Below are 20,292 nucleotides of genomic sequence, written 5' to 3' on the forward strand. Positions count from 1 at the left end.
CGAAGGATGACGCAAACAAGGCCGTGACCGCCTCCAGCGAAGCCAAGGTAGACGCAGGTAAAGCTCTGGTGGCCGCCGCCGAGGCCAAAACCCAGGCCGCAGGCGCTCAGGCAGATGCCAGCAATGCCGTGAGTGTGGCCAATGGTGCGAAGGATGACGCAAACAAAGCCGTGACCGCTGCTAACGAAGCCAAGGCGGACGCCAGCAATGCCGTGAGCGTGGCCAATGGTGCGAAGGATGACGCAAACAAGGCTGTGACCGCTTCCAGCGAAGCCAAGACAGACGCCAGCAATGCCATGAGCGTGGCGAGTGTCGCCAAGGATGACGCAAACAAAGCGATGACCGCTTCCACCGAAGCCAAGGCAGAAGCTACTAACGCCAAGAGCGTGGCGAATGTTGCGAAGGATGACGCAAACAAGGCAGTCACTGCTTCCAGCGAAGCCAAGGCAGACGCTACCAATGCAGTGAGCATGGCCAATGTCGCCAAGGATGAAGCAGGGAAAGCCGTAGCGACAGCAAACGACGCCAAGGCGGAGAGCAGTCAGTCGCTTGCTCAGGCGATCAGTGCCAATGCCGTTGCCCATGAAGCGAAGCTTGAAATTCAAAAGAATGCTGACGCGGTAATTGCACTCGGCAAGCAGCTGGAAAAAGGAGAAACGGGGCTCATCAAACTGGATGAAGATAGCAAGGTGGTCAGCTTCGCCAAGGATCAGAAAGCAAAGGAAATCGATGTTTCTGGCGCAGAGGGCGATCGCCGGGTTTCGGGTGTTAGCGACGGGCGCCTGGAAGAGGGAAGCAGCGATGCGGTAAACGGCCGTCAGTTGTTTGCCATGAAGAATAAAGTCGAACAGATGGAAAACGAACGCTTGAGTACTGCTGTGGATTCAGCGGGTGATGGCAGTGACGCCGCCTCTGTTAAACATGGAAGCCGGGGTCTTGCAGTTGGCGCCGGGGCCAAGTCCCAAGGACAGCATGCCGTCGCGTTGGGAAGCCAAGCCCATGCAGCGAAAAAGAACAGTGTCGCCATTGGTGGCAACGCGGCAGCGACAGCAGAAGGCTCTGTGGCCATTGGGGCCAACGCTGTAGCGGACCGTGCCAACACGGTATCGGTGGGGGCACGAGGCGCGGAGCGACAAGTCGTGAATGTGGCTGCGGGCACTCAAAACACTGATGCTGTGAACCTGGGGCAAGCAAGGGCATTGAGCCGGCAGTCTTCAATTGAGGCTCTGCTGGAGTCCAAGTCCTATACCGACAGCAGGATCAATGACGTTCGACGTGATGCGTTTGCCGGTACCGCCGCGGCGATGGCGATTGCTTCACTCCCGCAGGCGATGAATGAAGGGGGCGGAATGGTTTCGGTCGCAGCCTCTACCTTCGAAGGGCAATCTGCAACTGCCGTAGGTATCTCCGGGATGTCGCCCAGTGGCAAGTGGGTCTATAAAGCCGCGGGCTCAGTCACTTCGCGTGGCAATCTGGGGGCTGCCGTGGGGGTCGGTTATCAGTGGTAGCAGTGGGGCTTGCGTACTCTTCGAATGCAACGGGAGGTAGGTTGCATTCGAGGGTGCTGAGTCGTGCCAAAGCATCGTAGCCAAGGGATGGGGGATCGGATCAATACGATCCGATGTTCCCCCATATCCTGGGCATAACGCCGCAGTACCTGCCGACATCCCCCCACCACCTCGTCCTCCAACGTAACCCCAGTTTGCCAGGCCACCACCAGTTCGAGGCTCGGAGATGGCTGCAACCCTCCTAGCAACGTAAGCGTCCGCTCTTTACCGTCTTGACCCTCAGACCTTAATCCGTTTCAGACGCTGATTGATGTCGTCGCGGTCAAATGCCGTGGGGTCGAAGGTATCGCCGTACCAGTCGAGCATGTCCAGGTATTCGGGATGTTCGGGGTCGGCAGGCGCGTCCAGAAAATGGGCGTAACCCGGTGCACCGCCGACATCCTCCGGCGGGCTGGCATTAGCGCCGTCGATGCAATACAGCACTTGCGGGCACGCAATGGCCGGTAACAGCCGCTCGATCTTGATCCGGTGCTCCCAGTTGTCGCCAAAGTCAGTCGCCCATAGTCGAGCGCTCCAGGGACATGCCCTCGCGCGCATAGATTTCGGACTGCCGATACAGCGGCAGATGATCCACGTATTTGGACACCAATACATGAGCCAACAATCCCGGCCCGGCCAGCCCCCGGGCAATCGGGCGGCTCGGTGCCGGCACCTGCACGATCCCGTCACAGCAGCGGCAGGCCAACTTGGGCCGCACGTGGCGAATCACCTTGAAGCGCGCCGGCACATACTTCAGGACTTCGGCCACGTCATCGCCCAGATGACGAAGTTCCCCGCCACAGCCAGGACACTGCGCATCGGATCGATGGACGTGGACTTCACGGGGCAAATGCTCGGGCAACGGCCCGCGGCGTACGGGGGGACGCGGACGCGATTCGGTTGGCGGTGGCGAGGCCAATGCGGCCTGGCTGACTTGCAACTCTTCGAGCGTCAGTTGCAGTTGGTCGAGCATGCCATAGAGTTGCTCGGAACGCCGACCGAACTGCATGCGCCGCAGCTTGGCGAGCATCAGTTTCATATGCTCGATTTCCCCGCGCTGGGCGGTTACCAAGGCTTTCAAGGCCTGGATGTCGTCAGGGAGGCAGTCGGTCGCGCAGGTCATGGCGCGATGTTACTGGTGTTCTCCGGCGTTGAACATCAGATCGCTCGTAGCGGCGCCATGCGCAGCGGTCGGCGCCAATCGATGCCCTCCAACAGCATCGCGAGTTGTGCTGTCGTCAAGGATACGCTGCCGCTGGTGGCCTGCGGTCAGACGAAGCGCCCCTGCTCAAGCCGCTTGCAGAACAGGCACAAGCCATCGCCATCCCACCACAGCAATTTGATCCGGTCACCGCGTAGTCCCCGAAATACAAAGATCTGGCCGGAGAATAGATCCGCCTCAAGCGGGGTTTGCACCAGGGCCGCCAGGCCATCAACCCCCCGCCGCATGTCTGTGACCCCGGCAGCGATCCAGATGCGCGTCCCAGTGGGCGGGGCAATCACCACAACACCTGCTGCAAGACCAGTTGCAAGGTTTGCGGGTCGGGCACGCCCTCAATGCGCAAGGTGACCCGAGCGTACTCCACAACCAGTCCGCCCGGACTCGACGGCAGTGGCATGGCCTCTTCCGCTGAGGGCGTCGGCGCCTGCTCAGGTTGACCGGCAACACAGTAACCTGGTGGGCGACTGGCCCCAGCTGCCCCTAGCGATAGTGACGACGCCATTTGAAGACGAGGTTGGCGTTGACCTCATGCTCTCGGGCGATCAACGCGACGGACGCGCCGGGCAATAGCGTGGCCTCGACGACACGACGCTTGAACTCCGCCGAAAAGTTGGGGTGGCGACTGCGGTGAGGAGTAGAAGGGAGCGTATCCACAATGGTGTCCACTAAAAATGGTGGACACCATTGTGGCTATTCAAGGCTCGGGCAGGCAGTGGGTGCAGGGCGGATGCTTACGCTGCTCGCGCTGGTTCAGCGCGGTGTCGGCCACCAGCTCGATCTCCACCTGCGGGTAACTCTCGGTCAGTTCGGCCACCAGGGCACTCATCCAGGTGTGGATCACCGTGTCCATCACCCCGATGCGGATCCGCCCGACCTTGGTCCGGTCAGTGTCCAGTGATTGTTTCATGGCCTTGGCGGTGTCGAGCAAAGATGCAGCTGCAAGCACTGGAATCATCATGCTGAGGCTGCTCAAACCAGTACTAGGGCACGGTCCTGATCGATGGCGAAGTTCAAGATTTTCCGACCGCGATTTCTCAGGGACATCACGGACTAGGTCTCGGCGTTGGGACGCCCGATGACCCGCGTCGGAACCTTCATACCGATGTACTCGGCCCGCTTGATCTTGAAGGTGGCGAACAGGTCGATTTTGCCTTCGCAGCGGATGTTCAGGACAGTGAACTCGAATCGGCCGACGGTGAAGGTTTGTGCCTGGTCGAGCAGCTTTTCGAGCTGGCGGGAAGTGTTGTTGTGGGTCATGGGTGACCTTGATGCAGGTGAGCATGTCAGGCAAGTGCCAGCACGTTTGCCGGCCTGGTCTTCAACAGGGATTTCCCGCTCAGGTTCTTCCCGTAGTTGCAGCGGACGAATACGCCCTTGGGGGTATCCCAGAACCGGACCACGTGGGCTTTGCCCCCGGGCAGGCTGTCGGCGTAGAAGAGCCGGGTCCAAGAACAGCCGCTCCGAGTCTGCGAATGCGATTGCGAAAGCTGCCTTGGCTTCACGATGGTCACGAGTGCGGAGAGAGCGGCGGATTTCGACTTTGCCCAAGATGGGGCGAAGGTTTTCGGGGACTCCACGCCGCAGGTAGTCAATCCCCAAATCGGGATGCCGGAAAGGCTGAGCGATAAGCGCCATGTTCTGTACCTGCCTTCTGTATCAGTTAGCAGGAAAGGGGTCTGCTTACGGCTCAGCCCGTGGGCGTCATGAGCTGCGTCAGCAGCTACTTCACCAGCGCCTTGTCACCACCCTCGCGCACCCAGAACAGGGTCGCGCCGGCCACGGCGGCGGGCATCATCAGGATATTGACGAAGGGAATCATCAGCGCCAGGTAGGTGATGCCGCCAAAACCCAGGCTCTGCCAGCGCTTCTCGCGCAGCCAGGCGAGCATCTCGTTCCAGCCCAGCTTGTGGTTGTCCGCCGGGTAGTCGATGTACTGCACCGCCATCATCCAGATGCCGAAAATGATCCACAGCGGCGCGGCCACCAGATTGACGACGGGGATGAAGGAGAGGATCAGCAGGGCGCCGGCCCGTGGCAGGAAATAGGCCAGCTTGCGCAACTCGCGGCCAACGGTGCGGGGGATCATCGCCAGCAGTTCGGCCCAGCTGAAGGCCGGGAACTCGTCCTTGCCGCGTACCACCACTTCCACCTTTTCCGCGAGGAAACCGTTGAACGGCGCGGCGATGATGTTGGCCAGCATGGTGAAGCTGAAGAACACCAGCACCAGGACCAGCAGCACGAAGAGCGGCCAGAGCAGGTACTGCAGGAAGCTCAGCCAGTCGGGGAGGCTGGGCATGAAGGCGTCGACCCAGCCGCTGAACTCCTGCACGGCGAAGCCGATCAGGGCGGCGAACAGCAGCAGGTTGACGGTCAGCGGCAGCAGGACGAACAGGCGCAGTCCGGGGCTGAGGACCAGTTTCAGTCCTTCGCCGAGGTATTGCGGCCCGGAAAGTGCGGGTGCAGGCATGGTGGGTCCCCCAAAGTTGCAAATGCGCCGACCTTAACGGCTTTGCCGGCGGCGTGGAAAGCCTGGAAAAGGCTCGGAACAAATTTGATCGCGGCTTGGCAAATAGGTGTCACCTATGGACGGGATTGAGAGCGGGTATTTCCGCTATCGAACGCCCCCCGGTAACCTTGCATCCATTGCTGGCCAATCGAAGTAGGCCAGACCCTGTTCAACGGGGCCACTGCATCCAAAGCCTTCCCCAAGTGCAGCAGTGGCCCCTTTTTATTGCCCATAGGGCAGGAGTCAGCCATGTCCGAAGCACGTCATTCGCGGGTCATCATCCTCGGTTCCGGCCCCGCCGGTTACTCCGCGGCTGTCTACGCCGCCCGCGCCAACCTCAAGCCGCTGTTGATCACCGGCATGCAGGCGGGCGGCCAGCTGACCACCACCACCGAAGTCGACAACTGGCCCGGTGATGCCCATGGCCTTACCGGCCCGGCGCTGATGCAACGCATGCAGGAGCACGCCGAACGCTTCGAGACCGAGATCGTCTTCGACCACATCAATGCCGTGGACCTGGCCGGCAAGCCGTTCACCCTGGTGGGCGACAGCGGCACCTACACCTGCGATGCGCTGATCATCGCCACCGGCGCCAGCGCCCGTTACCTGGGCCTGCCCTCGGAAGAGGCATTCATGGGCAAGGGCGTTTCCGCCTGTGCCACCTGCGACGGTTTCTTCTACCGCAACCGCGAAGTGGCGGTGGTCGGTGGCGGCAACACCGCGGTGGAAGAAGCGCTGTACCTGGCCAACATCGCCAGCAAGGTGACCCTGGTGCACCGCCGCGAGACCTTCCGCGCCGAGAAGATCCTCCAGGACAAGCTGATGGCGCGAGTCGCCGAAGGCAAGATCGTCCTCAAGCTGAACGCGGAAGTGGACGAAGTGCTGGGCGACGACATGGGTGTCACCGGCGTGCGCCTGAAGCTCAATGACGGCGGCAGCGACGAGCTGAAGGTGGACGGCCTGTTCGTCGCCATCGGTCATACTCCGAACACCTCGCTGTTCGAAGGCCAGCTGGCGCTCAAGGATGGCTACCTGGTGGTCAACGGCGGCCGTGAAGGCAACGCCACCGCCACCAACATCCCCGGCGTGTTCGCCGCCGGCGACGTGGCCGACCACGTCTATCGCCAGGCCATCACCTCGGCCGGTGCCGGTTGCATGGCAGCCCTGGACGTCGAGCGGTACCTCGACGGGCAGTGAGACGCCTCTGACGAAAACGCCCTGGCCTTGCCGGGGCTTTTTCTTTTGCGTCGATCAGACCCAGGTATTCAACGATAGCGTTCGCTCACTCATGAGCTGGTACAGCCCATGGGCTTCCAGCAGCAGGGACTGGCGGTTCACCGTGAGTTCGATGGCCCTGCAACCTTCCGCCTCGCAGCGGTAGAGGCTGTACCGGGCTTGCTGGCGCAGGCAGTGGTAGCGCAACTGGCGGGCTTCCACCCGCAAGCTCGGCAAGTCGATGTAGGCGACCTGCAATTGCTCGCTCTGGCCAGTGTTCAGGCCGCAGCGCTGCAGGGCTGGCGTGTGGGTGAAGGGCGTGGCGGAGAGCATCACCAGTTGACACTGGTCGAGGTCGTGACGGCGCTGGCCGTTGAGCAGCCAGCGTCCGCGGACGTCGCGGTCAAGGCGCAGGCTGCGCGAGCCCTGGTTTTCCACCTTCAGCCAGAGATGACGGAAGCGCCAGCGCGGGTCGCTGTCCAGCACGTAGGTGGCGGCGATGCTCTGGCCTTCGTGGTTCTGAACCAGGTGGCTGCTGGCGTGGATGCCCTGTTCATCCATGGACAGACGCAGGCTTTCCAAGCCTGGCGTCGTCAGGGGCATCCATATGAGGGTTTGCTGCATCCGTGCGCTCCGATGGAGGTGTCGTCGTCGCTGTGGGAGATTCCATGTCAATCAGTTCGGTAGGTTGGTCCGAGGAACGAGGCCCAACACTGCTGGGCAAGTCCGCTACATTGGGTTTCGCAAGCTCGCGGAGCGCTGCCTGAGCCAACCTACAAAAGCCTTCCCGCCTTCGTGAGCGAATGCTGGGCATCATCCGTGGCCAGCAGGAATCAGATAAGAATCCTACGCGCTTGGTAGAAAAACTCTGTCAGCCATTGCCTACAGAGAGCGGAAGCCAAAGCGTAAGAAAACCGCCCCGGACGGGGCGGTGGGGTGGGGTCAGGCCTTGCGTTGCAGCGGCTGGCGTTCGAAGCGAACGCCGGCCAGGCCGGTGTTCATCAGGGCGCGGATGTTGCCGTGGTCGTTGCCATCCGGAGTGGCCAGCACGGCGCGGTAGTGCTCGCCGAAGGCCAGCAGGGTTTCTTCCAGGCTGAAGCCTTCCAGCAGGGCCAGGCCGACGGTCTTGCAGGAGCCTTCGTTCTGGCCGGCTGCGTTTTCCACCGAACCATTGGTAAAGGCGCTCTGCTGGTAGTCGTAGCCTTCGGCGATGAAGGCCAGGGTCTCGGCGAAGAGGAACTGGCCGCTGTGCAGGCGGGCGCGGAAGTTGTTCAGGTTGCTCATTCTTTGTTCGCTTTGTTGAAGGCCGCTTGTTGTTCGGCGCTGGCTTCTTTCTGGTACTTGGCCTTCCAGTCGGCGTAAGGCATGCCGTAGATCTCCTCGCGGGCCTGGTCTGGCGTCACTTCCAGGCCCAGGTCGTCGGCGGCGGCCTTGTACCACTTCGACAGGCAGTTGCGGCAGAAGCCGGCGAGGTTCATCAGGTCGATGTTCTGCACATCGGGGCGGCTACGCAGGTGTTGCACCAGACTGCGGAAGGCTGCGGCCTCGAGTTCAAGGCGTTCTTGCTCGGTCATGGCAGGATTCTCCTGGGGCTTGCGGGAGGGACTGGCGGGGATGATAGGAGCCCTCCCTGGCCCCGGCAATCGAGTCTGAACAGGTCAGCGACAAAGCGGACCTGTCACTCGCGATGGCTGGCAAGTGTGATCGACACCGATTCGGCGAAGCGCAGCGCGTGGGGCTTGTCCACTTCCACCTCGGCATAGCGCACGTTGGGGTTGGCCATCACCAGGTCGAGGATTTCCTGGGTCAGGCGCTCCAGCAGGGCGAAGCGGTTCTCTTCGACGTGGCGGATGATCGCCTTGGTGATGGTGCGGTAGTTCAGCGCGTGGTCGATGTCGTTGTCACGCACGGCCTCAGTGGCCGGGTAGAGGATGGTGAGGTTGATCAGCACATCCTGCTTGTTGAGGATTTCTTCCTCCTTGATTCCGATGTAGGTGCGCAGGCGCAGGTCCTTGACGCGGATTCGCGCCATTCCGGGCTCCAGTCTCGGCATTCTCTAGTTACTCCGTCCGATCAATTTCAGGAATTCGTGGCGGGTGTTCTGGGATTCCCTGAAGGCTCCGAGCATCACCGAGGTGCTCATCACCGAATTCTGCTTTTCCACGCCGCGCATCATCATGCACATGTGCTGGGCTTCGATCACCACCGCCACGCCGGCGGCGCCCGTCACCCGCTGCACCGCGTCGGCGACCTGGCGGGTGAGGTTCTCCTGGATCTGCAGCCGTCTGGCGAACATGTCGACGATGCGCGCGACTTTCGACAGGCCCAGCACCTTGCCGGTGGGAATGTACGCCACATGGGCCTTGCCGATGAAGGGCAGGAGGTGGTGTTCGCAGAGCGAATAGAGCTCGATGTCCTTTACGGTGATCATCTCGTCGTTGTCCGAGGCGAAGAGGGCGCCGTTGACGAGCTCGTCCAGGCTCTGCTCGTAGCCGTGGCAAAGGTAGCGCATGGCCCGGGCTGCGCGCATGGGGGTGTCGCGCAGGCCTTCGCGGTCCGGGTCTTCCCCCAGCCCCCGCAGGATTTCCCGGTAATACAGGTCCAGTTCATCGCTCATGGTGGCAGTCCTCGCGGCGCCTACTTGAGGTGGCGGCCGCCGTTGAGTGTCAGGGTCGTTCCGGTGACGTAGGAATTGTCCAGGAGGTAGCGCAGGGCCTGGTAGACCACCTGCGGACCGGGCTCGATGCCCAGTGCCGATTTGGCGAGGGTCTTCTTGCGGTAGGCGTCATCGTCTTCGGCATTGAACATCACCAGCGCCGGGGCGATGCCGTTGACCTTGATGTCGGGTGCGAAGCGGGCGGCGAAAGACAGGGTGAGGTTGTCCAGCCCGGCCTTGCTGGCGCAGTAGGCGACGCGATTCGCGCTGCCCTTGCGCGCCACGTCGTCGCTCAGGTGGATGATGTCGGCGGGGCTGCTGCGGCGCAGCAGTTCCTCGCAATGCAGGTTGATCAGGTAGGGCGCCAGCATGTGCACGCTGAACATGCGCTGGAAGGCGTCCGCCTCGTGGCCGGGCGTTTCCGTCAGCCAGTCCGACGCGTTGTGGACGATGGCGCGCAGGCGGTCGGTGCAGCCCTTGAGCGCTTCGATGAAAGCGAGGATGCCGGCTTCGCTGGAAAAATCCGCGGCGAGCGCCGTGGCGCCGCGTTCGCGCAGGAGCCGCACGCCGTCGCGTTCAGTGCGGTAGCTGATGATCACCGGCTGGCCTTCGTCCAGCAGGCGTTCGGCACAGTAGAGGCCGACGCGCTGGCTGGCGCCGGTGATGAGGATGGGAGCGGGTCGGCTCATTGACGCCTCGAAGCGGGAGGTACTGAGGGCGATGGCCGGAAGGTGGTGCAGGCGGCCTGATCGGCACCACGTTATACCAGGGGTGGGGCTTGCACAAATGGCCGGGGAGGGTGGCTGGCCGGCGGCCGGGGCGCCGGCAGGCTGGCTGATCGGCAGGTCGTTCCCGCGCTTGCCGCCCCCTGTGGTCAATTGGCATCCCCGCAACAAGGTTTAAACTGCCTGAATACTTTATCTGACGACTCCCACCCCATGACCGAACCCGGTGCTTCCATCGCCTCGGCCGTCCCGAAACAGGAAGAACTCTTCCCGATCCGGGAGGTTTCGCGCCTGACCGGGGTGAATCCGGTCACCCTGCGGGCCTGGGAACGGCGTTACGGGCTGATCCAGCCGACCCGGACCGAAAGCGGCCACCGCCTGTATTCCCAGGCCGATGTCGATGCCGTGCGCGGCATCCTCGCCTGGATCGAGCGCGGTGTTCCGGTGAGCAAGGTGGGCAAGCTGCTGGCCCGCAGCAATGCCGCCAGGATGCCCCTGGCAGCGATTCACCAGCATGCGGCTTCGGGGGAATGGAGCGAGCGGCGCACCCAGGTGCGCAACGCCGTCGCCACCCTGGATGAGGCCGAGTTGGAGCGGGTCTGCGGCCAGGTGTTTTCCACCTACCCACTGGATGTGGCGTTCGCCGATGTGCTGATGCCGGTGTGGCAGTCGCTACTGTTGCGCCAGGACGAGTTCGGCCGCGGCAGCGAATGGGTGTTCTTCGACAGCTTCCTGCGTGCCCGCGTCCTGCAGCGCCTGCAACTGTCGCGCAACAGCCAGCAGGAGCGGGTGCTGCTGGCGCCCCTGCCGGGGCAGGGGCGCGAGCTGGAGTTGCTGGTGGCCGGCCTGTTGCTGGGCGACGGCGAGGTGGTGGTGAACGTGCTTGGCCTGGGCCAGCCGCTGGCCGAACTGGAGTTGGTCTGCGACAAGTTGCAGCCCCGGGCGCTGGTGCTGTTTTCCAACCAGCCACCGGACGACGACCTCGGCCAGCAGCTCAATCGCCTGGCCCTGGGGCTGGACTGTCCCCTGGCACTGGCGGGCGAGACCGCCGATCTGATGAGCGAGGAACTGGACGGCAGCTCCGTGGCGTGCCTCGGCAGCGAGGGCCGCCTGATGCAGCGCCGCCTGCGGCAGTTCCTGGCCGGGCATCTGGATACCTGACCTTGCAGGGGCGAGTTCTACGCGCGAATGACCAAGCGAAGGGCTTCGCGAGCAGAGCTCGCTCCTACGCCTTGAGTTGTGCCAGTTCCGATCTGAGCGCGGCCACCTCCGCTTCCAGTTCACGCACCCGCTGGCGGGCTTGCACCTGCTCGGTAACGTCTTTCTGGATGCCGATGAAATAGGTGAGCTGGTCCGACTCGTTGAATACCGGGGTGATCGACAGCTCGTTCCAGAAGGCGCTGCCGTCCTTGCGGTAGTTGCGCAGGATCTGTCTGCACGGCTGGCCCTTGCGGATGGCCTGGCGGATGGCGGGGATGCCGAGCTGGTTGCGGTCCGTGCCCTGGAGGAAACGGCAGTCCTGGTAGAGGATTTCCTCGCGGCGGTAGCCGGTGAGGCGCTCGAAGGCGGCGTTGGCGTAGATCAGGATGTTGTCTTCACCCTCTTGCTCGGCGACCACGATACCGTCGTTGGACGCGTCTATTACCCGTTGCAGCAGCTTGGCGTCGATCATGTTCCTGGCCCTGTCGACCTGACCGGAAGCAGTCTACGGCATCCTGCGGACCGCGCCAGTTGCGGCATAATGCACGGCATTTCGCCCCTCTGTTCGGAGTCCCCATGAAAGTCGCCATCCTGTCCGGTTCGGTGTACGGCACCGCCGAAGAAGTCGCCCGTCACGCGGAGAAGCTGTTCAAGGCCGCCGGCCTGGACGCCAGCTACCTGCCCCGGGTGAGCCTGGACGAGCTGATCGCCTTCGACCCCGAGGCGCTGCTTACCGTGACCGCCACCACCGGCATGGGCGAACTGCCGGATAACCTGCTGCCGCTGTATTCCGAGCTGCGCGACCGCCTGCCCGGCTGGCGCGGTCGCCCCGGAGCCATCCTCGCCCTGGGGGATTCCAGCTACGACGTGTTCTGCGGCGGCGGCGAGCTGATGCGCGAGCTTTATGCCGAGCTCGGTCTGCGCGAAGTGGTGGAGATGCAGCGCCTGGACGCCAGCGAAACCGTCACCCCCGAGCTGGATGCCGAGCCTTGGCTGAACGCCGTCATCGCCGCGCTGAAAGCCTGATGCATCCGCGCGCCGAATTCCTCATCCGCGAACTGCAACTGGAGCCGCATCCGGAAGGCGGCTTCTATCGCCGGGTGTTCGAATCGGCCACCCGGTTGCCAGGTGGCCGGGCGGCGGTGTCGTCCATCTTCTTCCTGTTGTTACAGGGTGGCGCGAGCCGCTGGCACCGGGTGGATGCCGACGAGGCCTGGCACTTCTACGAAGGCGACCCGCTGGAGCTGCTGGTCGCTGAATCGCCCGCCGAGGTGCGCCGGCAAGTCCTCGGCCCGGTGGCCGAGGGCAGCCTGCCCCAGCGCACGGTGTCCGCCCACGCCTGGCAGGCTGCGCGTTGCCTGGGGGCCTATACATTGGTGGGCTGCAACGTGGCGCCCGGGTTCGAGTTCGCTGGTTTTCGCCTGCTGTCCGAGGACCCGCAGGCCCAGCGGGAATGGCCGTTGCTGGATCGCGAGCTGATCTGAAGGTTTTCAATCTAGGCCTGCTCCGCGCCCCTGGACGCCGCGCCGATCTGACCCGCAGGGCCATCAAGCTGGCTGCCAAGGCGACTATCGCCCTGGCGGCCTGTGGCTAGACTCGTCGCACGTACAACGACAACGAGGTTTCGCCATGACCGCCGCTCACGCCCTCCCGTCGCTCTACCTCAAGGACCAGGTGTCCGCTGTCGAATGGCAGACCCGCGTCGATCTGGCCGCCTGCTACCGGCTGATCGCCCTGTACGGTTGGGATGACCTGATCTTCACCCACATCTCCGCCAAGGTCCCCGGCACCGAAGACTTCCTGATCAATCCCTACGGGCTGATGTTCCACGAGATCACCGCATCGAGCCTGGTGAAGATCGACCTGGCCGGTAACAAGCTGATGGACAGCCCCTACGACATCAACCCGGCCGGCTACACCATCCACAGCGCGGTTCACCAGGTACGCCCCGACGTGGGTTGCGTGCTGCATATCCACACCCCCGCTGGCATCGCCGTTTCCGCGCAGAAGAACGGCCTGCTGCCGCTGTCCCAGCAGTCGCTGTTCGTGCTCGCCAGCCTGGCCTACCACAGCTACGAAGGCGTGGCCCTGCACCACGAGGAAAAGGCCCGTCTGCAAGCCGACCTCGGCCAGGCCAACTTCATGATCCTGCCCAACCACGGCCTGCTCACCGCCTTCGGTAGCATCGCCGACGCCTTCCTCGGCATGTTCACCCTGCAGCGTGCCTGCGAGATCCAGGTGATGGCCCAGGCCGGTGGCGGCGAACTTATCCACATCCCGCAGCAGATCCTCGATGGCGCCCAGGCGATGATCGCCGGCGTGATGAAAAGCTCCCAGGGCATGGGCGGCGCGCTGCCGTGGCCGGCGCTGCTGCGCAAGCTCGACCAGCAGATGCCCGGCTACGACCAGTGATGGTGCTGGCCTGAATCCCTCTGGGCGATTGGCGCGCCCGGGCTTGCGGGAGTGAGCGCCTCGGGCCGGTAGTTACCGCCCCGAGGGCACACTCGAACCTCCCCGCATTCGCCTGGACGGGCGCGTCGATCTGCCGGTTACGCCCCTGAAACCTGAGCGTCCAGCATGCGTCGGACAGTCATGTAGGTCACCGGGTCATTGATGGCATCGACGGCAATCAGCTTCTCACCGGCGTAGTACCAGACGGATTGCGCCCCGGGTCGTGTCCCGGTCTTGACCTCGGTACGGTCGTAGCCGCGATTGATACCCGCAATCTGCAGCTTCGTATCGTACTGATCCGACCAGAACCAGGGCGTTTTTCCAGCAGGGAGTTCCAGTCCCAGCATCGAATGAGCCGCGGTCTCCCCCTGCTCGATGGCGTTCTGTACGGACTCGGTCCGGGTGGTCAGGCCATCGCGCAGCAAGGTCGCACAATCGCCCACCGCGAAAATGAGCGGATCGCTGGTCTGGCAGGCTTCATTGATGAGGACACCGTTCCGTGTTTCGAGACCGCACGCCGCTGCCAGTTCGTCATTGGCGATGGCCCCGATGCCCACGACCGTGAAATCGACTTCGATCTGTCTGCCGTCGGAAAGCGTGGCCTGTGTTGCACCAGCCTTGTCGCAGAGCGACTGCAGTCCGACGCCCTCGAGAATCTCGACGCCGTGACTACGGTGCAGCTCACGGAAGTAATCGGCGGTTTCCCTGGAAGCCACCCTGCCGAGAATGCGCTCGCCGGCCTCGACGAGCACGATCTCCAGGCCGGCCTTCGCTGCAGACGCGGCGAACTCCAGGCCGACATATCCACCGCCCACCACCAGTGCCCTGTTGCCGGGACGCAGTTCAACCTTGAGCTTTTCGGCATCGTCTATTCCGCGCAGGGTGTAGATGCGGCTGGTGTTGCCGGCCAGGCTTTCGGGAAGCGCCCGGGGGCGCGAACCCGTGGCCAGTACGAGCTTGTCGTAGGCAAGTTGCTCACCGCCTTCCAGCGTGACCAGGCGCGTGGACCTGTCGATGGACCGGACCTGCACTCCACTCATCAGGGTGATCGACTGTGCGTCATACCAGGTGCGTGGGCGTAGCGAGAGGCGCTCCATCGGCAGCGCGCCGGTGAGGAAGGCCTTCGACAGCGGTGGACGCTGGTAGGGGAGGTGGGATTCGTCACCGACGATGGTGATCCGGCAATCTGGCGAGAGTGCGCGCAGCTTCGCCGCGCACGACGCGGCAGCCTGGCCCGCGCCGATTATGAGAATGTTCTGGCTCATGGCTACGACCCCACATGCAGGACGATACCGTCCAGTTCATCGGTCATCCTGATCTGGCAGCTCAGACGACTGCGGGAGGTCCTGCCGCCCTGGACCATGTCGAGCATCTCCTCCTCCATCGCGGTCGGACTCGGCACCCTGTCATGCCAGGTTTCGTCGACCACGACATGGCAGGTCGCACACGACAAGGCTCCGCCACAATCGCCGAATACACCCGTCACATCATGGTTGACGGCGGCCTCCATCAGACTGATGCCGTTCTCGACTTCCGCCGACACGGTCGTTCCGTCAAAGCATTTCCAAGTTACATTGGGCATGAAAATAGACTCCTCGAAAATGTGAGATGGAAGGCTGTTAGTTGACAGCGCCGATCGTGAGTGGCGAAGAGATGCTGCGCGAAAGGTATCGATAGAAGTCCCAGATCGTGCCTTCGAAATCTCGCGGCGACAGTGGCCCGGAGGGCGCATGCCGCGACGACAGTCCGCGCTGCATCCGTTCGAGTTTTTCGCGGTCCTCGCGGTTGACCTCGTTCCACAAGGCAAGCCTTGCCTCCAGTTCTTCACTGGTCAGTTCGTCCGAGTAGGTCGACATGGTCCAGCGGACCAGGATCTTGTCGACGGCCAGAGGCTGGATCGACAGGGATACCAGCAAGGTCGCGGCCTGGCTCGCTATCTGGGTGGGGAACAGGCAGAACAATGTCGAACGGGTCCGCTCTTCCTCGGTCAACTCCGGAGCTCCTACCCCACGCGATTCGGCGTGATCGGGATAGTTGGCGCAGTAGCTCGTGAAGGAGTCGTCGGACATCGACTTCCGGCTGAGGCTGGTCGGCGTATAGGGATGCAGGGTGCCCGGGTGAACGACCGACAGGTGATAGGCCTCCATGAAGTTCTCGACGAGGCACTTCCAGTTGGTATTCCAGATCTCTTCCTGGGTATGGACGATACGCATGTCCTGCGTACCGTAATTGCCAAGCAGCGCCTCCAGGTTTTCCAGCCGACTGCTCAGGGGGGCTGCATCGTCGTCCAGGTTGACGTAGATGAAGCCGTTCCAGACTTCGGATCTGAAGCTTGGCAGGCTGCACTTCTCGGCATTGACGCCCTTATCCTGCATGCGCGGTGCGTTGGACAATTTGCCATCGCGCCCATAGCTCCACGCATGGTAGGAGCAGACGAAGCGCCGGGTCGAGCCGCGCCCCTCCGCCAACGGCATGCCCCTGTGCCGGCAGAGATTGGACAGGGCGCGTATCTCGCCATCGTCCCCCCTGCAGATCAGCAGCGGCTCATTGAACAGATGGGTCGTGAAAAAATCCCCGGGAGCCGGCACTTCATCGACGCGACCGACGCAATGCCACTCCTTCTTGAGGAAGGTTTCAACCTCGAACTGAAAGAAGTCCGGGCACGTATAGAATTTCCCTGGAAGGCACCGGGCTTCGGACTCGGGAAGCGCAGCGATTTCGTGTAGCTGCGCTGCCATCTCCGCAACCATCCTGCTCCGCTGATTCTCCATCGGCTGTACTCCGCAACTATTGTTCTGACACGACATTGTTCAAATACCTGTTCGACTCGCCGCCGGCGGTGGCGCCTGCTCGCTTAGCCGATGACTGGAAACTCGTCGGCCGGGAGCGGGTCGCCCGTTTTCAGGCGACCGGCAAGATGCGGATATGGCGGTGAGGTTTCGCCGCCCCTGTCGACATAGCGCGCGTTATCCCCCAGCCAGCGCGTGGAGATAACCCGGCGCGAGTGTTCGCTGGACGCGTTGCCCGGTGCCCCGTGGACCGTCAGGTAGTCGAAGGCGATCGCATCCCCGGGTTCCAGATCCCAGCCCAGGATCCTGTATTCGGCGCGGTTCGCTTCGATATCCGGCAGGGGTTCCAGGTTGGTGGTCGTACGCTCGTAATCGACCCCGGTGAATTTTCGCGGACGGAAGAGTTTTCCCCAGCGATGGGACCCGGCGACGAATTCGACACTCGAATTGCGCGCCACGGGATCCAGCGGCAGCCAGATGCTGACGGTCTGGTCGGCCGTTACGCAGTAATAGGGCTCATCGTGATGCCAGGGCGTGGGCTTGTTGCTCCCCGGTTCCTTCACCAGCACATGCTCATGGAAGATGCGCGCCTGCTGGGAACCCATCAGTTCCCGGGCCAGCGCCGCAGCCGGGCCGCTCTGGATGAAGGAACGGTACCCGGGGTTGTTGGGCCAGTTGCAGTAATCCCCGAAGAAGCGGCCCTGGGCCTGGTCCGGACTGTAATTCCTGAAGAACGGACCTGGATTCTCGAGGTTGTACGCTACCGCTTCACGCAGCGGTTCGATCCAGTCCTTGAACAGCCCACGTACCACCACCACTCCGTCCCGCGAAAAGTCTTCACGCATTTGCTCGTTCATTGCTCGCTCCTTGGCTTGCATCGAAATCACCGATTGCGATCAGTCAGTCACTCGTCACTGCTACCTGGTTGCGCTTGCCCAGCCAGCTCACGCAGCCATACAACGCCAGTACGAAAAGGATCAGCAGGGTCGCGACCACCAGGATCGACGGATCGATCTGGTCGCGAATGCCATTCCACATCTGGCGCGGCACGGTGCGTTGCTCCGCGCCGCCAATGAACAGCACCACGATCACCTCATCGAACGAGGTGGCGAAGGCGAACACCGCGCCAGTCGCGACCCCGGGGGTGATCAGGGGCAGCGTCACCCGCCGGAAGCAGACCCAGGGCCTGGCGCCCAGGCCGCTGGCGGCGCGGGTCATGCTGTGGTCGAACGATTGCAGGGCCGCGCAGACGGTGATCACCACGAAGGGCGTGCCGAGGACCGTATGGGCCAGAATCACTCCCAGATAGGAATCCACCAGGCCCAGTGGCGCGAAGATGTAGTAGAAGCCCGCGGCGACCACCACGATCGGGATGATCATCGGCGAGATCAGCAGCGGCATGATCAGCCCGCGCCAGGGAAAGCTCGGACGGCTCAGGCCCATTGCCGCCAATGTTCCCAGCGTGGTCGCCAGGAGGGTGGAGGCGAAGCCGATACCCAGGCTGTTCAAGAACGCGCGCTGCCATTGCGGATCGCTCAGCGCCGCCTCGTACCAGCGCAGCGACACGCCGGTCATCGGGTAGGAGAAATACGAGCTGGAGTTGAACGACAGCGGAATGATGATCAGGATCGGTGCCACCAGGAAGAACAGCACCAGCGCCGTATGCCAGCGTACCCAGCGTGCACTCCAGCGCTCCAGGCGCGACCAGTAATGCGTTTTCATGGTCTTCTCCGATTAACCGAAGCGCAGGCGATCAATGCCTACCAGACGGTTGAAAATGAAGTAGAAGATGGCGGTGAAGATCACTAGGTAAGCCGACAGTGCCCCTGCCAACCCCCAGTTCAATTGCTGGTTGGTCTGCACGGAGATCAACTGGCTGATCATTTCGTCACCCGCTCCGCCCAACAGGGCCGGGGTGATGTAGTAGCCCAGCGACAGAACGAACACCAGGAAGCAGCCGGCTCCGATTCCTGCGAAGGTCTGCGGCACATAGGTGCGCATGAAGGCGGTCAGTGGCCGGGCACCCAGCGACTGGGCTGCACGCATGTACACTGGCGAAATGCCTTTCATCACGGAGTAGATCGCCAGGATCATGAACGGCAGCAGGATGTGGGTCATGCCGATCAATACACCGGTGCGATTGAACATCAGGTGCAAGGGTTGGCTTACCAGCCCCAACCCGCTCAGCAGGCTGTTGATCACGCCGTTGGGTTGCAGCAGCACATACCAGGCGGTAGTCCGCACCAGCAGCGACGTCCAGAACGGCACGATCACCAGCAGCATCAGGCGATTGCTTTGCCGGGCCGGCAGATTGGCCAGCAACCAGGCGACCGGGTACGCAAGAATGAGGCAGATCAGGGTGACGCTGGCGCTGATCCAGACAGTGCGGGAGAAAGCCTCCAGATAGACTGACTCCTCGGCAGGCAGGCTGGTGATTTCACCGTTGCTGTCGATATGGCTGTCGAGCGCATTGAGCAGGTAATCGGGCGTTGGCGACTGCGCAGCCCGCTTGAGGATGCGCCAGATCTGCGGGTCCTCCCAGCGTGCGTCGATGCCTGCCAGCGTCGCCCGCCAGTCGTCCGACTGCTGTACGTCGAGCTTGCGCGCGGTTTTCAGCAGCAGGCTGCGCATCTGCGGGTTATAGAAGTTCAGGCGCCGGGCAACAGTGCCCAGTTCGTCGTTGCCTGCGGCCTGCTCCAGTTCCCTGGCCAGCACGGCGTAGGTACTGGCACCAGGCAGGCCCTGTTCGTCCCAGTGCTGCAAGGCCTGGGTCAAGCCCGGCAGTGCCCCTGGCACTTCGGGGTTTTGCACGCTGCGCATCAGCAGGATGGCGATGGGCGTGATGAAAGTGATCAGCAGAAACAGCAGTAACGGTGCAGCCAGCAACAGGGCCTTGCGCGATTCGCGGCGTTGCGCCTGGCGATATGAGCGGGTCTGTTCGGCCTTGTCTTGCGCGGCGGGCACACTCTCGCCGCCGACCGGCGCGGATATCGTCACATTCATGGGTCACTCCAGAGTATTGCGATCGCCCGGATCAGGCCGCCGCCCCGCGAGGGGGCGGCGTGTATGAGTCTCAGGACTGGGTCAGCCAGTTCTGGAAGCGCTTGTTGATCTGGTCGAAATTGTCCGTCCAGAAGCTCGCATCGATCTGCACCGCGTTACCGAAGTTGGCGGTGGCGGTAGGCAGGTCCTTGAGGATGCTCGGCTCGACCAGCGGCAGCGCCTTGGTGCGGGGCGGTGCGTAGGCGATGTAGCGCGACAGCTGGGAAATCACCTCGGGCTTGGAGGCGAAGGCGATGAAGTCCGCAGCTTCCTTGGCATTTTTCGAGCCTTTGGGGATGCCCCACCATTCGAAGTCGTAGACCTGGCCATCCCAGACAATGGCGAACGGCTTGGAATCCTTCCGCACCGCATCCTGGATGCGGCCGTTGTAGGCCTGGGTCATGACGACCGCGCCGTCAGCCAGCAGCTGGGGTGCCTGGGCACCGGATTCCCACCAGATGATGTCCTTCTTGATGCTGTCGAGCTTCTTGAAGGCACGGTCAAGTCCGGCTGGCGTGCCCAGTACCTTGTAGACCTCTTCCTTCGGCACGCCATCGGCCAGCAGTGCCCATTCCAGCGTACCCTTGGGGCTCTTGCGCAGGCCGCGCTTGCCCGGGATCTTCTGCGTATCGAAGAAGTCGTTGATCTGAGTCGGGGCGGTTGCGAGCCTGGCCGTGTCGTAGGCGAAGATGGTCGACCAGACCATGCTGGCCACGGCGCAGTCACTGATCGAACCCGGGATGAAATCGCTGGTATCGCCCAGGCTGGCCTTGTCGATTCTCATCAGCAGGCCTTCGTCACACCCGGCGATGGCATCGTTGGATTCCAGGTCGATCACGTCCCAGGTGGTGTTATTGGCCTGGACCATCGCGGCCAGCTTGGCCAGCCCGCCATCGTATGCCTCGAGGTTGAAGCCCACTCCCGTGGCCTGGGTGAAAG

General features: G+C 62.8%; 23 protein-coding genes and 5 pseudogenes. 6 read left to right on the forward strand and 22 right to left on the reverse strand.

The window, feature by feature from the left end; genetic code table 11:
- Positions 1–1,508: YadA family autotransporter adhesin (locus ACFW0B_RS22165; protein ID WP_449151134.1), on the forward strand; the 1,508-nt coding region annotated here is incomplete at its 5' end.
- 279 nt (positions 1,509–1,787) lie between these two features.
- Here ACFW0B_RS22165 and ACFW0B_RS22170 read toward each other — a convergent pair.
- The 8 genes and pseudogenes from ACFW0B_RS22170 to cysZ form a co-directional block, all read right to left on the reverse strand.
- Positions 1,788–2,060 (reverse strand): annotated as a pseudogene (locus tag ACFW0B_RS22170) (plasmid pRiA4b ORF-3 family protein); the annotation flags it as partial.
- 1 nt (position 2,061) lies between these two features.
- A pseudogene (locus ACFW0B_RS22175) lies at positions 2,062–2,670 on the reverse strand (transposase domain-containing protein); the annotation flags it as partial.
- A gap of 146 nt (positions 2,671–2,816) precedes the next feature.
- Positions 2,817–3,053: an IS66 family insertion sequence element accessory protein TnpB gene (gene tnpB / locus ACFW0B_RS22180; RefSeq protein WP_449151135.1), complete on the reverse strand. Its 237-nt coding sequence runs from the start codon at positions 3,051–3,053 to the stop codon at positions 2,817–2,819.
- 196 nt (positions 3,054–3,249) lie between these two features.
- Entirely contained in the window at positions 3,250–3,435 is a 186-nt protein-coding gene (locus ACFW0B_RS22185) for a transposase (protein ID WP_449151136.1), read from the reverse strand.
- A 70-nt stretch (positions 3,436–3,505) separates the two neighbouring features.
- A pseudogene (locus tag ACFW0B_RS22190) lies at positions 3,506–3,706 on the reverse strand (LysR substrate-binding domain-containing protein); the annotation flags it as partial.
- Between the two features lie 113 nt (positions 3,707–3,819).
- A complete protein-coding gene (locus tag ACFW0B_RS22195; protein ID WP_449151192.1) occupies positions 3,820–4,026 on the reverse strand; it encodes a hypothetical protein in 207 nt (68 codons plus the stop codon).
- Between the two features lie 204 nt (positions 4,027–4,230).
- Positions 4,231–4,404: pseudogene (locus tag ACFW0B_RS22200) on the reverse strand (DUF6538 domain-containing protein); the annotation flags it as partial.
- An 85-nt stretch (positions 4,405–4,489) separates the two neighbouring features.
- A complete protein-coding gene (gene cysZ / locus ACFW0B_RS22205; protein ID WP_449151137.1) occupies positions 4,490–5,236 on the reverse strand; it encodes a sulfate transporter CysZ in 747 nt (248 codons plus the stop codon).
- A 288-nt stretch (positions 5,237–5,524) separates the two neighbouring features.
- Between cysZ and trxB the strand changes: the two genes are divergently transcribed.
- Positions 5,525–6,472 carry a thioredoxin-disulfide reductase gene (gene trxB, locus ACFW0B_RS22210; RefSeq protein WP_449151138.1) on the forward strand — a complete coding sequence of 316 codons (948 nt, stop codon included), beginning with the start codon at positions 5,525–5,527 and terminating at the stop codon, positions 6,470–6,472.
- Positions 6,473–6,526: 54 nt separating this feature from the next.
- Here trxB and ACFW0B_RS22215 read toward each other — a convergent pair whose 3' ends face one another.
- The 6 genes from ACFW0B_RS22215 to folM form a co-directional block, all read right to left on the reverse strand.
- Positions 6,527–7,114: a putative glycolipid-binding domain-containing protein gene (locus ACFW0B_RS22215; protein WP_449151139.1), complete on the reverse strand. Its 588-nt coding sequence runs from the start codon at positions 7,112–7,114 to the stop codon at positions 6,527–6,529.
- 318 nt (positions 7,115–7,432) lie between these two features.
- Positions 7,433–7,774: a HopJ type III effector protein gene (locus ACFW0B_RS22220; RefSeq protein WP_449151141.1), complete on the reverse strand. Its 342-nt coding sequence runs from the start codon at positions 7,772–7,774 to the stop codon at positions 7,433–7,435.
- A complete protein-coding gene (locus tag ACFW0B_RS22225; protein ID WP_449151142.1) occupies positions 7,771–8,064 on the reverse strand; it encodes a DUF1244 domain-containing protein in 294 nt (97 codons plus the stop codon). Before ACFW0B_RS22225 ends, ACFW0B_RS22220 begins: the two co-directional genes overlap by 4 nt.
- Positions 8,065–8,168: 104 nt before the next feature.
- Positions 8,169–8,543, reverse strand: coding sequence for a dihydroneopterin triphosphate 2'-epimerase (gene folX, locus ACFW0B_RS22230; protein WP_449151143.1), 375 nt, complete (start codon positions 8,541–8,543; stop codon positions 8,169–8,171).
- 3 nt (positions 8,544–8,546) lie between these two features.
- On the reverse strand, positions 8,547–9,107 hold the full coding sequence (gene folE / locus ACFW0B_RS22235) for a GTP cyclohydrolase I FolE (protein ID WP_449151144.1): 561 nt from the start codon (positions 9,105–9,107) through the stop codon (positions 8,547–8,549).
- A gap of 20 nt (positions 9,108–9,127) precedes the next feature.
- Positions 9,128–9,835: a dihydromonapterin reductase gene (gene folM / locus ACFW0B_RS22240; protein WP_449151145.1), complete on the reverse strand. Its 708-nt coding sequence runs from the start codon at positions 9,833–9,835 to the stop codon at positions 9,128–9,130.
- 249 nt (positions 9,836–10,084) lie between these two features.
- On the opposite strand from folM, the gene ACFW0B_RS22245 reads away from it, so the two are divergent.
- Positions 10,085–11,032, forward strand: a complete 948-nt coding sequence (locus ACFW0B_RS22245; RefSeq protein WP_449151146.1) for a MerR family transcriptional regulator — start codon at positions 10,085–10,087, stop codon at positions 11,030–11,032.
- A 64-nt stretch (positions 11,033–11,096) separates the two neighbouring features.
- Here ACFW0B_RS22245 and ACFW0B_RS22250 read toward each other — a convergent pair whose 3' ends face one another.
- Entirely contained in the window at positions 11,097–11,543 is a 447-nt protein-coding gene (locus ACFW0B_RS22250) for a PAS domain-containing protein (protein ID WP_449151147.1), read from the reverse strand.
- 104 nt (positions 11,544–11,647) lie between these two features.
- On the opposite strand from ACFW0B_RS22250, the gene ACFW0B_RS22255 reads away from it, so the two are divergent.
- The 3 genes from ACFW0B_RS22255 to ACFW0B_RS22265 all read left to right on the forward strand — a co-directional run bounded on the left by ACFW0B_RS22255 (position 11,648) and on the right by ACFW0B_RS22265 (position 13,483).
- A complete protein-coding gene (locus ACFW0B_RS22255) occupies positions 11,648–12,097 on the forward strand; it encodes a flavodoxin (protein WP_449151148.1) in 450 nt (149 codons plus the stop codon).
- Positions 12,061–12,555 (forward strand): cupin domain-containing protein, encoded by a 495-nt coding sequence (locus ACFW0B_RS22260; protein ID WP_449151149.1) that lies wholly within the window; start codon positions 12,061–12,063, stop codon positions 12,553–12,555. The genes ACFW0B_RS22255 and ACFW0B_RS22260 overlap by 37 nt, the downstream gene beginning before the upstream one ends.
- Positions 12,556–12,700: 145 nt before the next feature.
- A complete protein-coding gene (locus ACFW0B_RS22265) occupies positions 12,701–13,483 on the forward strand; it encodes a class II aldolase/adducin family protein (RefSeq protein WP_449151150.1) in 783 nt (260 codons plus the stop codon).
- 137 nt (positions 13,484–13,620) lie between these two features.
- Here ACFW0B_RS22265 and ACFW0B_RS22270 read toward each other — a convergent pair whose 3' ends face one another.
- The 7 genes and pseudogenes from ACFW0B_RS22270 to ACFW0B_RS22300 form a co-directional block, all read right to left on the reverse strand.
- Positions 13,621–14,787 (reverse strand): NAD(P)/FAD-dependent oxidoreductase, encoded by a 1,167-nt coding sequence (locus tag ACFW0B_RS22270; RefSeq protein WP_449151151.1) that lies wholly within the window; start codon positions 14,785–14,787, stop codon positions 13,621–13,623.
- A 2-nt stretch (positions 14,788–14,789) separates the two neighbouring features.
- Positions 14,790–15,104 (reverse strand): 2Fe-2S iron-sulfur cluster-binding protein, encoded by a 315-nt coding sequence (locus tag ACFW0B_RS22275; protein ID WP_449151152.1) that lies wholly within the window; start codon positions 15,102–15,104, stop codon positions 14,790–14,792.
- A 37-nt stretch (positions 15,105–15,141) separates the two neighbouring features.
- Complete coding sequence (locus ACFW0B_RS22280; RefSeq protein ID WP_449151153.1) at positions 15,142–16,260, reverse strand: aromatic ring-hydroxylating oxygenase subunit alpha; 1,119 nt, start codon at positions 16,258–16,260, stop codon at positions 15,142–15,144.
- Positions 16,261–16,376: 116 nt separating this feature from the next.
- On the reverse strand, positions 16,377–17,156 hold the full coding sequence (locus ACFW0B_RS22285) for a phytanoyl-CoA dioxygenase family protein (RefSeq protein ID WP_449151154.1): 780 nt from the start codon (positions 17,154–17,156) through the stop codon (positions 16,377–16,379).
- A gap of 55 nt (positions 17,157–17,211) precedes the next feature.
- Positions 17,212–18,033, reverse strand: a complete 822-nt coding sequence (locus ACFW0B_RS22290; RefSeq protein ID WP_449151155.1) for an ABC transporter permease — start codon at positions 18,031–18,033, stop codon at positions 17,212–17,214.
- Positions 18,034–18,045: 12 nt separating this feature from the next.
- The gene (locus ACFW0B_RS22295; protein WP_449151156.1) at positions 18,046–19,314 is read right to left on the reverse strand and encodes an ABC transporter permease; all 1,269 of its coding nucleotides are present in this window, start codon (positions 19,312–19,314) and stop codon (positions 18,046–18,048) included.
- 70 nt (positions 19,315–19,384) lie between these two features.
- A pseudogene (locus ACFW0B_RS22300) lies at positions 19,385–20,281 on the reverse strand (ABC transporter substrate-binding protein); the annotation flags it as partial.
- Between the last annotated feature and the right edge of the window lie 11 nt (positions 20,282–20,292).

The organism is Metapseudomonas phytobenefica, from assembly GCF_043392685.1.
Taxonomy (GTDB): domain Bacteria; phylum Pseudomonadota; class Gammaproteobacteria; order Pseudomonadales; family Pseudomonadaceae; genus Metapseudomonas.